This is a genomic window from Enterobacter sp. R-1.6.2 (assembly GCF_035064085.1).
Classification (GTDB): Bacteria; Pseudomonadota; Gammaproteobacteria; order Enterobacterales; family Enterobacteriaceae; genus Enterobacter; species Enterobacter asburiae_B.
This window is the reverse complement of the sequence record NZ_JASEYI010000001.1, coordinates 292,815-306,487: the sequence shown is the minus strand read 5'-3', so window position 1 is coordinate 306,487 and position 13,673 is coordinate 292,815. Positions and strand designations below refer to the sequence as shown.

Here is a 13,673-nt window from a genome sequence, read left to right as displayed (position 1 = left end):
CCCGGTAATGCCGGGCTTATTCGGTTCCAGAATAACGCCCGGTAGTAAAGGCTTCACATTCTTTCCGTTCATTCAGGGGGAATGTAAGACTGTCAAATGACACGGGTCATTTGATATGAGGCAGAGGTAAAATATGGACGGTTTTATTCAGCCCCATGCTTTCCTGTTTGCCATATAAGTGCTTTTTCGAAAGCAATATTGTTCATCCACGAAGAGTAGATATTATGGCTATTGATATGTTTCTGAAGGTCGAGGGTGTTACGGGCGAATCTAAAGATTCTAACCACACCGGCTGGACTGATATTACCTCCTTCTCCTGGGGCGCTTCCCAGCCAGGTAATATGAGCGTTGGCGGTGGCGGCGGTGCCGGTAAAGTTAACTTCAACGACCTGCACGTTAACGCGCTGATCGACAAATCCACCACCGCTATCCTGAAACACTGCGCCAGCGGCAAACACCTGACCAAAGTTGAGCTGTCCGTCTGTAAAGCCGGCGGCCAGCAGGTGGAATACTCCCGCATCACGCTGGAAGATGTGCTGGTCACCTCTGTTCAGTACACCGGTGCTGACAACGGCGATACCGTTGGTGTGACCTATGCATTCCAGGCTGCGAAAGTGAAACAGCAGTACTGGGAGCAGACCACGTCTGGTGGTAAAGGTGCTGAAAGCAGCGCTGGCTGGAACATCAAAGAAAACAAAGAAGCATAATAATAGTGGGCCCGAAAGGGCTCACTTTATCCTGAGCTTCTTATCAAGGAGAAACAAGATGTCTCAAATGCGTCCTGCTTTTGGCGCCGCCTGGAACCGATTCAGAGAAGTGAATGTAAACGTAGAACAGGTTGGTAAGTTATTGGGTGGAAAAGTTCAGCATAATATTGATGCCGGTATTTTTAAAAATGCCTGCCCAATTCGTATGAGCTACGTTTTAAATTACTGTGGTATCCCGATTCCTTCTAATAGCAAATATGCGACAGTGACCGGAAACGACAAAAAGCGCTATATGTTCCGCGTTAAAGATATGATTGCATTTCTACCCACGGTACTGGGCAATGCAGATATGTCAGTTTCTTCCCCAACGCCTGCCCAATTTGCTGGTAAGCAAGGCATTATCATCTTTACCGGGCACGGCTGGAGTGATGCAACCGGGCACGTAACACTTTGGAATGGAAATATTTGCTCTGATGACTGTCATTTCCTTGGTTCTCCAGGAAATGGTTCGTTTATTCCTACCAACGCAACGTTCTGGAGCCTGAAATGAAACGTTTACTGCTGCTCGTGTTGGCATTAAATGCCTCTTTTGTTTATGCCCAAACGCTGCCTGATATCAGTGCTTTTTCTCAGCAACAAATCTTTGAAAACTGGGTGCAAAACCGGTGTATCGGTAACATTGCGGACAGCAAAGCCCTGAAAGCTGATGCAGAGGCCAGCGCCGCCGCCTGGCTCGAAGCTAGCAATTTGCCTGCTGAGAATTTTGAAAAGGCAGACAAGGTGATTGCTTCTCTACTGAAAGAGAAAGTGGGTGGCACTCAGCCAGGTCATTATCAGGTTTTGAAGTGCAGCTTAATCGCCAATAGCGACGCGATTCGTCCGCTCAAAACGCCAGAATAGAACAGATGGAATCGGCCCCCAAACGCCGCCGTTCTCGCCCCGAGAGCGGCAGCGTTTGAGCGCTAATCATACCAGCAGGAATACGCCATGCGATTCACGATTATTTCTACGAAACCCGGTCATCAGCCGCCGCAAAGCAGCTGTGATTTTTACGCCCCGGGCGGCACCATTGGGCGCGGTACGGATAACAATCTGGTGTTGCCGGATAATGACCGCACCATCTCTCGTCTGCAGGCCATTGTTCACGTTGACGCCCAGGGCGAATGCCGCGTGACCAACCGTGGCAGCGTCACCCGCGTGGTATTAAATGACATTCCGCTGGAGCGAGGGCGTCAGGTTGAGCTGCAGGATGGCGACATTCTCGGTATTGATGACTACCGCATCGAAGTGACCGAACTGATCCACGATACCCAGCCCGTGAGCCGTATGGCGGCAAGCATGCATCAGCAGGCGCGTCCGGCAGCCGCGTCCGCGCCCGCTCCGCAACCGAAGCCGGCGAGTGCCGCACCGCGCGGGAAGGCCGAGCCAACCGCCGTGCCAACGGAGATCTGGGATAGCCTGATGCAGGAGTTCTCCATCTCCGACAGCATCTCCAGCAACCGTACAAAACCGCAGCCTGCTGCATCGCACGATCCGTTCTCCCAGCCTGCGGCCCCGGAGCGTAACGCGGAAGATCCGCTGGCGCTGTTTAACGACAGCGATCCAAAGCTCGAGCGTAAGAATGTCGACCCGGACACGCTGTTCAGCGACGAAGCGTTGTTCAAAAAAGAGAGTATTTTTGACGACGTCACCCCGTCAACACTGGTGCCGCCGGGCGAGAATAGCCCCGTGAAGTCAGAAGATGAGGCGACGGATGAGCTCGATCCGCTGGCCCTGTTTGGCGGTAAGGCCAGCGCGCCAGCCGCGCGTAATGACGACCCGCTCGGGCTGATGGGCGGCGCGCCATTAACCCATCCGGATGACATCATTGACGAAAAGCCTGCGCCAGTGCCGGAACCCGAGCAGGAAGAGGACGTGCTGGCCGATTCTCCGCTGTTCGCGCCTGAGCCGCAGGAAGAACCGCGAGCTGAAGAAGAGCCCGCGCGACCGGATTACGCAGGCTTCACCATGCCTACGCCACAGGCCGTTGCGCGCAGCAGCGCTCAGGCCCCGAAGGGCCGTCTGCGCATCGACCCGGTCAATAACGCTGCCGCCCCAACCGCTACGGCGAACAGCGGTGAGAAGGGCGAAGTGCTGCAGGGCGAGCTGCTGGAGGCTCTGCTGGAGGGGATGGGGCTGAGCGAAATGCAGCCCGTCCCGCAGTTTGATCGTGAAAATATGCGTCAGCTCGGGCAGATCCTCGGCATGTTCTCTCAGGGGACCGTGGCGCTGCTCTCCTCGCGCTCCATCCTCAAGCGGGGCGTGAAGGCCGATATGACCATGGTGCTGGACGATGCCAACAACCCCTTCAAGCTGCTGCCGACCGGCAAAACCGTGCTGATCCAGATGTTCGGCACCCCGATGCCGGGCTTTATGCCGCCGACCAAATCCGTGCGCGACGCGCTGATCGACCTACAGGCGCACCAGCTGGGCATGATCTCCGGTATCCGCGCCATCATTGCCGCGATGCTGCAGTCCTTTAACCCGGAACAGCTGGAAGAGCAGGCGAAGCAGAACGGGATGACCTCTCGTCTGGCGCTGCCGGGCAGCCGCAAAGCCGCCCTGTGGGACTATTTTGTGCGCAGCTATGGCGAAACGGCTGGCGAGATTGAGGATGACTTCCACACCCTGTTCGGCGAGGCCTTCCTTCATGCGTACGACATGGAGGTGAATCAGTACAAAGACTCACAGAGCGGATCGGAAGACAAATGAATATCGCAACGGCTTCTCTCTCCCGCCAGGGGACGCGCGCCAGCAACCAGGATCAGACGGGAGAAACCATAGGGGAACGTTCAGCCTGCTTTGTCGTCTGCGACGGCATCGCGGGCCTGCCGGGCGGTGAGGTGGCTGCAGAGCTGGCCCGCAACAGCATTATCTCCCGCTTCGATGGCGACAAACATCTTAATGCGCAGCATATCCGCGACTACGTGCAGACGGCTAACCGCACCATCCTCAGCGAACAGCAGGCCGTTCAGGACTATCGCCGGATGGGCACGACGCTGGTCAGCCTGTTCATTGACCGCGATTACGGCCTGGCCTACTGGGCGCACGCCGGAGACAGCCGCCTGTACCTGTTTCGCCGGGGATGGCTGTGGCATGTGACCACCGACCACAGCCTGGTGCAGCAGATGAAAGATGCCGGTCACCAGACCGACAACCTGAACAGCAACCTGCTCTATCTGGCGCTGGGAATTGAAAACGGCGGGCCGGAAGCGAGCTACAGCGACGTGGTGCAGGTTGAAGACGGCGATGCATTCTTACTCTGCACCGACGGGTTCTGGCACGGCGTTAGCGAAGAGCAAATGAAGCAGTCGCTGCATATGGTCAATACGCCGCAGGAGTGGCTGACCTTAATGAACCAAATCATTCAAAAGAATGGCGAACAGGAGGGGAATGCTCAGGATAACTATACTGCCCTGGCGGTATGGATGGGCAACCCTCAGGACACCACTTTGCTGCACACCCTCTCTGACGCAGCGCAATTTCTTCCCTGCGGAACTGATTAGACACACAAGGAACGATATGAAACTTTGGCTATCGGGTTTGGCACTTCTGGCGGTCACCTCCACCGCGCAGGCTGAGAATTTCCGCATCGTGCAGTCGCCTGCGCAGAAGCTGGATATCTGGATCGACAACATTAAAGACAACACGCCGCAGAGCTGGTGTAAGCCTGAGGTGGCGCTGCGCATTGTGGCGAACGGCAAGAAAGACGTCTCCGTGCTGGAGAACTTTGTGCCGCGTCTTGGCTCCCTGCTGGAACACCAGTGCAGCAAAGTGAATAAGCTTAGCTGGACGCTAAACGATCCGGCGGGTACCACGCTGGCGCAGGGTACGGCAGGCAAAGCGCAGGACTGGGCGCTGGTGGTGAAACAGGACCAGGCCGCGCCTGCTGCGACCGTCACCGCAACCCCAACCAGCGGCGCGCTGCTGCCGCCGGACCAGAACGTGGCTTCCCGCACCGTCGCGGCTGACCGCACGCCGTGGCAGGAATTCACCCTGCAGGACGGCTGCCACCTGCGCACCTTCTGGGAAGGAGGCGCTTCCGCTCCGGCGCTCTTTATTCCGGATTCTGACACCACCCGCTGCGGTAACGGCAGCTGGCTGAGTGGACACACCGTGGTTTCACAGTCCCGCAACGGCGGACAGAAAGAGATGGCGGTGACGTATATCCACGGCTTCCCGGTGACGGGTCTGAATCAAAGCGCCGATCCTGAAAACGCGCTGATCACCTCCGTCAACAAAGAGCGCATGGTGTTCAGCACCCCAAACAGCGACCAGAGCTGGATGATCCTGCCTTACGATAGCGCCCTGAACAGCTGGAAAAGCAACGGCACCGTAGCGGTGGAGATTTCCCGTGAAATCGCCAGCGACGATGCAAAACTGCAGGCGCGTATTGCGGCGGTGAAAAAAACCTGGAGCGCCTGGGTTGCACCCGGCACTCCGCTCAATATCGTCCTGATTGACACCCTGCGTCCTCAGCTGCGCGACCCGGCCGTCGGCGCATGGCGCGCGGCGAATTAAGGAGTGGCTATGAATACGCTCTATCAACACCTGGCGGGCGAGTCGCTCAGCGATGCGCTGGCGCGCCTTGAAGCTGAAATCAAAGCCCGTCCGGCGGATGCCGACCTCCGCGCCGCGTTCGTGCAGTTTTTAACCCTCAGCGGCAACTGGACGCGCGCGCTGACCCAGCTGAAAAGCTGGCTGGCGCTGAAGCCTCAGGCGAAGCCCACCGTCACGCTGCTGGAGCAATCCATTCAGGGCGAGCTGCAGCGCGCGCAGGTGATGGCGGGACAGGCGCGTCCGGCTATGCCTGAAACCCAGTGGCCGTGGCTGACGACCCTGGCCGCGGCGCTGAGCGAGGAGGGCGAGCGCGCCCGGGCGCTGCGTCTGGACGCCCTCGATCGGGCTGAAGCCATCCCCGGCCAGATTATCCTCGAAAACGAGGAGACGCAGGCGTTTGACTGGCTGATGGACGGCGATGCCCGTCTCGGCCCGGTCTGCGAAACCATCGTGAACGGCCGTTATTTCTGGCTGCCGTTCAGCGCCATCGCGGAGATCCGTTTCCAGGCGCCCGCCAGCGTGACCGATCTGGTCTGGCGTCACGCGCTGGTGCGCCTGACCTACGGTACGGAGCAGGTGTGTCAGATCCCGGCGCGTTACCCGTTTGCTGCCGATGCCACTGATGCGGTCAGGCTGGGCCGCACCACCGAATGGCAGCCGCTCGACGAAGACGGCACTCTTTACGAAGGCAGGGGCCAGAAGGCCTGGCTGAGCGAGCAAAGCGAATACCCGCTGCTGTCCTTAAGCCTCGTGACGTTTGCGACGGATGGAGCCGATGAGTAATCCCGCTGGCGAAGGCGATCTGCTGCGCAGCGGCTGGCAAGCCCGCAGCAAGCAGGAGAAGGTGGGGGCGCGCGACAAAATGCAGCCCTCGCTGCTGGATCGTCTCACCGATAACGACCCGGAAAAAAAACGCGAGTCGGCCAACAGCAATCTGATCACCCACGCCGCCCTGCGCCGCAACGTCCTGCGCGATCTGCAGTGGCTGTTTAACACCATCAACCACGATGCCTCTGGCGATTTGAGCGCCTTGCCGCACGTGAAGCGCTCGGTGGTCAACTTCGGCGTCGCGCCGCTGGCCGGGAAAAGAATGTCGGATATCGAATGGCACGATATTCAGCGCAAGCTCACCGAGGCCATCATCAATTTTGAGCCGCGCATTTTACCGCAGGGGCTGCAGGTCCGCTGCGTGTCGGATACCTCCTCGCTGGATCTGCACAACGTGCTCTCCATCGAGATCAAAGGGCGTTTATGGTGTGTGCCGTACCCGCTGGAGTTTCTGTTTCGTACCGATGTCGATCTGGAAAACGGCCATTTTGAACTGAAAGATGCGGGGTAATCATGGAAAGTAAACTGCTCGAATACTACAACCGCGAGCTGGCCTACCTGCGCGAAATGGGGGCCGAGTTTGCCGAACGCTATCCTAAGGTCGCCGGACGGCTGGGCATGCGCGGCATCGAAGTGGCGGACCCGTATACCGAACGTCTGATGGAGGGCTTCGCCTTCCTGACCTCCCGCGTGCAGATGAAAATGGACGCGGAGTTTCCGCGCTTCTCCCAGCGTCTGCTGGAGATGATTGCCCCTAACTATCTCGCGCCCACGCCGTCGATGGCGATTGCGGAGATTGAGCCCGACAGCAGCCGGGGCGACCTGAGCAAGGGCTTTATCGTGCCGCGCGGTACCATGATGGACAGCCTGGCGCTGAAAAAAACCGGCGTGACCTGCAGCTATACCACGGCGCACGAGGTCAACCTGCTGCCGCTGAAAATCGATAAGGTCGAGCTGGGCGGAGTGCCCGCCGATCTGCCGCTGGCGCAGCTGGGGCTGAGCCAGCGGGGGATCGGCAGCGCCTTGCGGATCCGCATCGCCTGCGACGGCCCGCAAAACCTCGGGCACCTGGATTTCGACCGTCTGGAATTTTTCCTCGGCGGTCCGGACATTGAAGCGCTGAAGCTGCTGGAGCTGGTGATGGAGCATCACGCCGGGATCGTCTGCCAGACGGTAAGCCCGCAGCCGCAGCGACAGCTGCTGGCCTCGGACGCGCTGCGTCAGGAGGGATTTGAACCTGACCAGGCCCTGCTTCCGGACGATCTGCGCAACTTTGACGGCTATCGCCTGCTGCAGGAGTATTTCGCGTTTCCGGCCCGCTTCCGCTTCATTAGCCTGAGCGGTCTGGGCAAGCTTATCGAGCGCTGTGAGGGCGAAAAAGCCTTCGACATCTTCATTCTGCTGGATAAGTCGGATGAACAGCTGGAGCGCGTGGTTGATGCCAGCCATCTGGCGCTGCACTGTACGCCGGTCATCAACCTGTTCCCAAAGGTCGCGGCGCGTCAGAAGCTGAATGAAGGCCAGCATGAATACCATCTGGTGGTGGATAACATTCGTCCGCTGGATTATGAAATTTACGCGGTCAAAAAAATCTATGGCAGCGCGGACGGCCAGCGCGATGACCAGACGTTTCGTCCATTCTGGAGCACCTGGAGCGGCGATGCGGGCAACTACGGGGCCTATTTTTCCCTGCGCCGCGAACAGCGCGTGCTGTCCGAGCACGCCCTGCGCTACGGCACGCGCACCGGCTATATCGGCTCGGAGGTGTTTGTTTCGCTGGTGGATGAACAGCACGCCCCGTGGCAGGAAAACCTGCGCTATATCTCTGCCGAGGTGCTCTGCACCAGCCGCGATCTGCCGCTGATGCTGCAGCAGGAACTCGGGCAGTTCATTATGGCCGACTCCATGCCGGTGAAATCCCTCACCCTGCGCAAAGGCCCAACGCCGCCGCGCCCGGCGCTGGCGGAAGGGTTCAGCACCTGGCGGCTCATCAGCCAGCTGCAGATGAACTACCTCAGCCTGATGGACAGCGAAAACGAAGACGGCGCGGCCGCGCTGCGCCAGCTGTTAGGGCTGTACGCCAACCTGGCAGAAACGCCCGTTGCGCGTCAGGTGGAGGGGGTACGCCACTGCGTGCTGGAGCCGGTTCACCGCCGCGTGCCTGAACCCGGCCCGGTCGTTTTCGCCCGCGGGATCGGCATTACCCTGACGGTGGACGAGCGAGCCTTTTCCGGCGCCAGTCCGTGGCTCTTTGGCAGCGTGATGGAGCGTCTCTTTGCCCGTCTGGTGTCCATCAACAGCTTTACGGAATTCACCCTGAAGAGTCAGCAGCGCGGCGAGATTGGCTACTGGGCGCCGCGTATGGGTAAAAGGGCGCTGATATGAGTGACGCTGCCACCGCACCGCTGCGCGTGCATCGCCTGACCCGGCTGCCGGATGCGTTCTGGCACGGCGTCCGCGAGACGCCCTGGCGCTACGATCTGTTTCAGCTGCTAAGGCGCATTGATGCCCAGGGCGGCGAGCGCTACCCGCTGGGACGCGCGCCGCTGCCGAAATTTGAGCCGCTGCGCATCGGCCAGCAGCCGTCGATGAGTTTTGCGCCGTCGACGCTGGCTCAGGTACGTCAGCGGGAGGAAAGCGGGCTGCACGAGGTGTCTATCCTCAGCTTCGGCCTGTTTGGCCCGAACGGCCCGCTGCCGGTCCACATGACCGAATACGCCCGCGAGCGTATTTATCATCATCAGGACACCAGCCTCAGCGCGTTTGCCGATCTGTTCCATCACCGCCTTGCGCTGCTGTTTTACCGCGCCTGGGCGGATGCGCAGCCGGCCGTCTCTCTGGATCGCGCCGATAACAGGCGCTTTGAGGGTTACCTGGCGTCGCTGATTGGCATGGGGCAGCCGGGGCAGATGAACAAAGGCAGCCTGAGCTCGCATGCCCGCTTTACCCACGCCGGACACCTGACCCGTCACGGGCGGGATCCGGAGGGGCTGGAGAAGATCCTGCGCAGCTATTTTAAAGCGCCGGTTAAGCTGGTGAGCAACGTGCCGCAGTGGATGCCGCTTTCCACGCGCGAGCAGGCGCAGCTGGGAGCAGGGCGCCGCATGCCGCGCATGGGGGAATCCGCCTTTCTCGGCGTTGCCGTCCGCGACGTGCAGCATAAGTTTCGCATCGAAATTGGCCCGCTGAGCGCGGAGGAGTACAACCGTTTTCTGCCGGGTGAAGCGTGGGTCACCGAGCTGCGCGACTGGGTGCGTCAGTACGCCGGGGTGGAGTTTGAATGGGAAACGCGGGTGATCCTGCGTGAAGACGCGGTGCAGGGCACCACGCTCGGCAGCAATGGGCGATTAGGCTATAACACCTGGCTGGGCCTTCAGCCGCAGCCTGTCCCGCGTGGCGATCTGGTGTATCGCGCAGAGCGGTAATCCTTCCGTATACCGAATCATTGTTAATGGAAACTAACATGTCAGAAATTAGCCGTGCCGTGCTTTTCGGCAAACTGGATACGCTGTTATTTACCTCTCTGGAAAGCGCCACTGCGTTCTGCAAGCTGCGCGGCAACCCCTATGTTGAGCTGGTGCACTGGCTGCATCAGCTGATGCAGCAGCAGGATGGCGATCTGCAGCAGCTCATCCGCCACTTTGCCCTCGATGAACAGCAGCTGACCCGCGATATCGTGGCCGCGCTGGATGTCCTTCCGCGTGGCGCCAGTTCCGTTTCCGATCTCTCCGAGCATATCGACAGCGCCGTGGAGCGCGCCTGGGTGTTTGGATCGCTGAAGTTTGGCGTCAGCCGTATTCGCGGCGGTCATTTGCTGATCGGCATGCTGAAAACCTGGAATCTGGCCAACGTGCTGAAAAGCATCTCGTCGCAGTTCACCCGCCTGAACGTCGAGGTGCTGATTGAGCAGTTCGACGCGATTTGCGCCAACAGCAAAGAGACGCAGCAGGCCGCTGCCGCCGCAGACGCACCGGCGGGTACGGTACCGGCGGCGCAGGGGACGCTGGCCCAGTACGGCCAGGACCTGACCGCCCGCGCCCGCGAAGGAAAGATTGACCCGGTTGTCGGGCGCGACGAGGAGATCCGCCAGATGGTGGATATCCTGATGCGTCGCCGCCAGAACAACCCGCTGCTGACCGGGGAAGCCGGGGTCGGGAAAACGGCCGTCGTTGAAGGGCTGGCGCTGCGTATTGCCGACGGCGACGTTCCGGAGCCGCTGCAAAATATTCAGCTGTGGCTGCTGGATATCGGCATGCTGCAGGCAGGCGCAGGCATGAAAGGCGAGTTCGAGGCCCGTCTGCAGGCGTTAATCAATGAAGTGCAGTCCAGCGCCACGCCAATTATTCTGTTTATCGATGAGATCCACACCCTGATTGGCGCAGGCGGTCAGCAGGGGACCGGCGATGCGGCGAACCTGCTGAAGCCTGCCCTGGCGCGCGGACAGCTGCGCACCATTGGTGCCACCACCTGGGCGGAATACAAAGAGTACATCGAGAAAGACCCGGCGCTGACCCGTCGTTTCCAGACGGTGCAGGTCCACGAGCCGGACGAAGCGAAAGCCATTCTGATGCTGCGCAGCACCGTGTCGCCGCTGGAGACGCACCACCAGGTGCTGCTGCTCGACGAAGCGGTCAGCGCGGCGGTGAAGCTGTCGCATCGTTACATCCCGGCGCGTCAGCTGCCGGATAAAGCCGTTGCGCTGCTCGACACCGCCTGCGCCCGCGTTGCGGTCAGCCAGAGCGCGCCGCCTGCGCAGCTGGAAGACTGCCTGCGCCACCTTGCCGCGCTGGACGTGGAGATTGAGATCGCTGAGCGCGAAGCGCGCGTGGGAGCCGGCGACGCCGAGCGCGTGACCGCTTTACTCGCCGAACGCGACGCGTATGAGACAAAACGCGAAGCCCTGGCCCAGCGCTGGGAAGAAGAGCGCAGCCTGGTGCAGGAGATTATCCGCCTGCGCGCGGCGCTGTTCGCGGCGGGCGATGACGATAGCGCCGAGCTGCGCGGCCAGCTGGCGGAACAGCAGCAGGCGCTGAACGCCCTGCAGGGCGATGAGCCGCTGCTGTTTGCGGCTGTGGATGAAAACGTGGTTGCCGCGGTGGTCTCTGACTGGACCGGGATCCCGCTGGGCCGGATGGTGAAAAACGAGATCGACGCGGTACTCAACCTCGCCGACACGCTGAACCAGCGCGTTATCGGCCAGCGTCACGGTCTGGATCTCATTGCCCGCCGCGTGAAAACCTCGCGGGCGAAGCTGGACGATCCCAACAAACCGGTGGGCGTCTTTATGCTGTGCGGCCCGTCCGGGGTCGGTAAAACCGAAACCGCGCTGGCGCTCGCGGAATCCCTGTACGGCGGCGAGCAGAACGTTATCACCATCAACATGAGTGAGTTCCAGGAAGCGCACACCGTTTCCACCTTAAAAGGTGCGCCTCCGGGGTACGTAGGGTATGGTGAAGGCGGCGTGTTGACCGAGGCCGTGCGCCGCCGCCCGTACAGCGTGGTGCTGCTGGACGAAATTGAAAAAGCGCACCCGGACGTCCACGAGATCTTCTTCCAGGTCTTTGATAAAGGCTGGATGGAAGACGGCGAGGGGCGCCACATCGATTTCCGGAACACCATCATTATTCTGACCTCCAACGTCGGCACCGACCTGATTAGCGCCATGTGCGCCGATCCGGAGCTGATGCCGGAGCCTGATGCGTTAAGCGGCGCCCTGCGCCAGCCGCTGCTGGAGGTCTTCCCACCGGCGCTGCTGGGCCGCCTGCTGGTGGTGCCGTACTACCCGCTCAGCGACGAGATGCTGGGGCAGATTGTTCGCCTGCAGCTCAAGCGCATTCAGCGTCGTCTGGAAGAGAATCACAGCATTATTTCTGAATTTGACGACAGCGTAGTGGAACAGATTGTTCAGCGCTGTACCGAGGTGGAGTCCGGCGGTCGCATGGTGGATGCTATTCTGACCAACACCTTGCTGCCTCAGATGAGCCAGATCTTACTTACCGCCAGCCGCAGCGACGAGCAGTACCGACGTCTGCACGTCACCTGCGAGCAGGGCGAGTTTCACTGTCAGTTTGCCGCGTAATAATCATCAAGAGAACTGTAAAAGATGACGGATAATGATAACAATCGGACTGTCCCAAACGCGCTCCCGGTCGGGTACCGCTTCAACGAGTTTGAAATCAAAGAGGTGATCGGCGGCGGCGGTTTTGGCATCGTCTATCGCGCGTGGGATCACCAGCTCGAACGCACTATCGCTATCAAAGAATTTATGCCTTCCTCGCTCGCCGTGCGCGGCGACGACATGACCCTTGTGCTGCGCAGCGAGCGCTTTGGCAAAGCGTTTTCCGCAGGCCTGAACAGCTTTATTCAGGAGGCGCGTCTGCTGGCGCGCTTTAACCACCCGAACCTGCTGCACGTCCTGCGTTTCTGGGTGCAAAACGACACGGCCTACATGGGGACGCTGTTTTACAGCGGGACCACGCTTTCGCGCCTGCGCGAGGAAAAGCCGGAGCTGATCAACGAGGCCTGGATCCGCCGCACGCTGCCGATGCTGTTCGGTGCGATCAAGACCATCCACAACGAAGGCTATCTGCACCGCGACATCTCGCTGGATAACATTCAGATCCAGGATAACGGCCTGCCGGTGCTGCTTGATTTCGGCTCCGCGCGCCGCACCATCGGTAACCTCTCCGATGAAACGGAAACCATGCTGCGCCCGGGCTTTGCGCCGATCGAGCAGTACACCGACGATAACGAAAGCGAGCAGGGCCCGTGGACGGATATTTACGCCCTCGGCGCGGTGCTGCGTACCCTGATTGTGGGGTCTCCGCCGCCGGTCAGCGTGGTGCGCTCGATTCAGGATACCTGCAAACCGCTGGTGGAAATCATGCCGCAGGGCTATTCCATTCCGCTGCTGCAGGCCATCGACCGCGCGCTGGCGCTGCACATGGAGGACCGTCCGCAGTCAATCGACGAGTTCGCCGCGCTGATAGAGATGCCGGTCGCAGGGATCAACGACGTGCTGACGGCGAAAAAGCCCGGCACGATGCTGGTTCCGGTCGAAGACGAAAAACCGGCTTCGCTGCTCGACTGGCGCCGCTACAAGATCCCTGGCATGGTTGCCGCAGGCGTGCTGGTGGGTATTGTCGCCGGGGCGATGCTGTTCAGCGGCGGTAACGATGCTCCCGAGCAGGCAGCACAGGCACCGGCAGAGACGCGTTCGACTGAAACCGCCGCACAGGCGCCGGACGTGAAGCCGGAAACGGCGAAGGTTAACGAGCAGGCGACGGCCCAGCAGACTCCGCCGCCTGTGGAGAGCCCTGTTGCGCTGGTCTATATCCGCATCCTCGACGGCGAAACGCTGAAAGTGAACGGCGAGCCAAAAGCGCTGCGTCCGGCGACCAACGGCTATGCATCGCTCAAGCTGCCGGCCGGTGAGGTGAAGATTGAACTCCAGGGCAACGGAAGAACGCGTGGCCAGACGCTGGATATCACCAAGCCGGGCACCTGGCTGGTGAACCCTTAGAATTACGCTCAGTCACA

12 protein-coding genes are annotated in these 13,673 nt (G+C 60.2%); all 12 read left to right on the top strand.

Annotated elements, in window-relative coordinates:
- Positions 1-224 precede the first annotated feature (224 nt).
- Positions 225-707 (top strand): type VI secretion system tube protein Hcp, encoded by a 483-nt coding sequence (locus QMN93_RS01405; protein ID WP_008502640.1) that lies wholly within the window; start codon positions 225-227, stop codon positions 705-707.
- 58 nt (positions 708-765) lie between these two features.
- Positions 766-1,257, top strand: coding sequence for a type VI secretion system amidase effector protein Tae4 (locus QMN93_RS01400; RefSeq protein WP_121424099.1), 492 nt, complete (start codon positions 766-768; stop codon positions 1,255-1,257).
- Positions 1,254-1,607 carry a T6SS amidase immunity protein Tai4 family protein gene (locus tag QMN93_RS01395; protein WP_182383701.1) on the top strand — a complete coding sequence of 118 codons (354 nt, stop codon included), beginning with the start codon at positions 1,254-1,256 and terminating at the stop codon, positions 1,605-1,607. Before QMN93_RS01400 ends, QMN93_RS01395 begins: the two co-directional genes overlap by 4 nt.
- A gap of 87 nt (positions 1,608-1,694) precedes the next feature.
- Positions 1,695-3,458, top strand: coding sequence for a type VI secretion system-associated FHA domain protein TagH (gene tagH / locus QMN93_RS01390; protein WP_182383700.1), 1,764 nt, complete (start codon positions 1,695-1,697; stop codon positions 3,456-3,458).
- Positions 3,455-4,252 carry a PP2C family serine/threonine-protein phosphatase gene (locus tag QMN93_RS01385; protein ID WP_014884226.1) on the top strand — a complete coding sequence of 266 codons (798 nt, stop codon included), beginning with the start codon at positions 3,455-3,457 and terminating at the stop codon, positions 4,250-4,252. Before tagH ends, QMN93_RS01385 begins: the two co-directional genes overlap by 4 nt.
- Positions 4,253-4,268: 16 nt before the next feature.
- Positions 4,269-5,267 carry a hypothetical protein gene (locus tag QMN93_RS01380; RefSeq protein ID WP_033145791.1) on the top strand — a complete coding sequence of 333 codons (999 nt, stop codon included), beginning with the start codon at positions 4,269-4,271 and terminating at the stop codon, positions 5,265-5,267.
- A gap of 9 nt (positions 5,268-5,276) precedes the next feature.
- On the top strand, positions 5,277-6,089 hold the full coding sequence (locus QMN93_RS01375; protein WP_193139434.1) for a type VI secretion system accessory protein TagJ: 813 nt from the start codon (positions 5,277-5,279) through the stop codon (positions 6,087-6,089).
- The gene (gene tssE / locus QMN93_RS01370) at positions 6,082-6,645 is read left to right on the top strand and encodes a type VI secretion system baseplate subunit TssE (protein ID WP_182383699.1); all 564 of its coding nucleotides are present in this window, start codon (positions 6,082-6,084) and stop codon (positions 6,643-6,645) included. The genes QMN93_RS01375 and tssE overlap by 8 nt, the downstream gene beginning before the upstream one ends.
- Positions 6,646-6,647: 2 nt before the next feature.
- Positions 6,648-8,519, top strand: a complete 1,872-nt coding sequence (tssF, locus tag QMN93_RS01365) for a type VI secretion system baseplate subunit TssF (protein ID WP_039263601.1) — start codon at positions 6,648-6,650, stop codon at positions 8,517-8,519.
- Positions 8,516-9,559 (top strand): type VI secretion system baseplate subunit TssG, encoded by a 1,044-nt coding sequence (gene tssG / locus QMN93_RS01360; protein ID WP_193139432.1) that lies wholly within the window; start codon positions 8,516-8,518, stop codon positions 9,557-9,559. The genes tssF and tssG overlap by 4 nt, the downstream gene beginning before the upstream one ends.
- Before the next feature lie 38 nt (positions 9,560-9,597).
- Positions 9,598-12,213, top strand: coding sequence for a type VI secretion system ATPase TssH (tssH, locus tag QMN93_RS01355; RefSeq protein WP_193139430.1), 2,616 nt, complete (start codon positions 9,598-9,600; stop codon positions 12,211-12,213).
- A gap of 24 nt (positions 12,214-12,237) precedes the next feature.
- Positions 12,238-13,656, top strand: a complete 1,419-nt coding sequence (locus tag QMN93_RS01350) for a serine/threonine-protein kinase (RefSeq protein WP_193139428.1) — start codon at positions 12,238-12,240, stop codon at positions 13,654-13,656.
- Positions 13,657-13,673 lie beyond the last annotated feature (17 nt).

Excerpts from the sequence above, each read along its gene's own strand:
- tssF (WP_039263601.1), top strand. The coding sequence starts at position 6,648 with ATGGAAAGTAAACTGCTCGAATACTACAACCGCGAGCTGGCCTACCTG.
- QMN93_RS01380 (WP_033145791.1), top strand. The coding sequence starts at position 4,269 with ATGAAACTTTGGCTATCGGGTTTGGCACTTCTGGCGGTCACCTCCACC.
- QMN93_RS01405 (WP_008502640.1), top strand. The coding sequence starts at position 225 with ATGGCTATTGATATGTTTCTGAAGGTCGAGGGTGTTACGGGCGAATCT.
- tssE (WP_182383699.1), top strand. The coding sequence starts at position 6,082 with ATGAGTAATCCCGCTGGCGAAGGCGATCTGCTGCGCAGCGGCTGGCAA.
- tssG (WP_193139432.1), top strand. The coding sequence starts at position 8,516 with ATGAGTGACGCTGCCACCGCACCGCTGCGCGTGCATCGCCTGACCCGG.
- QMN93_RS01375 (WP_193139434.1), top strand. The coding sequence starts at position 5,277 with ATGAATACGCTCTATCAACACCTGGCGGGCGAGTCGCTCAGCGATGCG.
- QMN93_RS01400 (WP_121424099.1), top strand. The coding sequence starts at position 766 with ATGTCTCAAATGCGTCCTGCTTTTGGCGCCGCCTGGAACCGATTCAGA.
- QMN93_RS01395 (WP_182383701.1), top strand. The coding sequence starts at position 1,254 with ATGAAACGTTTACTGCTGCTCGTGTTGGCATTAAATGCCTCTTTTGTT.
- tagH (WP_182383700.1), top strand. The coding sequence starts at position 1,695 with ATGCGATTCACGATTATTTCTACGAAACCCGGTCATCAGCCGCCGCAA.
- QMN93_RS01385 (WP_014884226.1), top strand. The coding sequence starts at position 3,455 with ATGAATATCGCAACGGCTTCTCTCTCCCGCCAGGGGACGCGCGCCAGC.
- QMN93_RS01350 (WP_193139428.1), top strand. The coding sequence starts at position 12,238 with ATGACGGATAATGATAACAATCGGACTGTCCCAAACGCGCTCCCGGTC.
- tssH (WP_193139430.1), top strand. The coding sequence starts at position 9,598 with ATGTCAGAAATTAGCCGTGCCGTGCTTTTCGGCAAACTGGATACGCTG.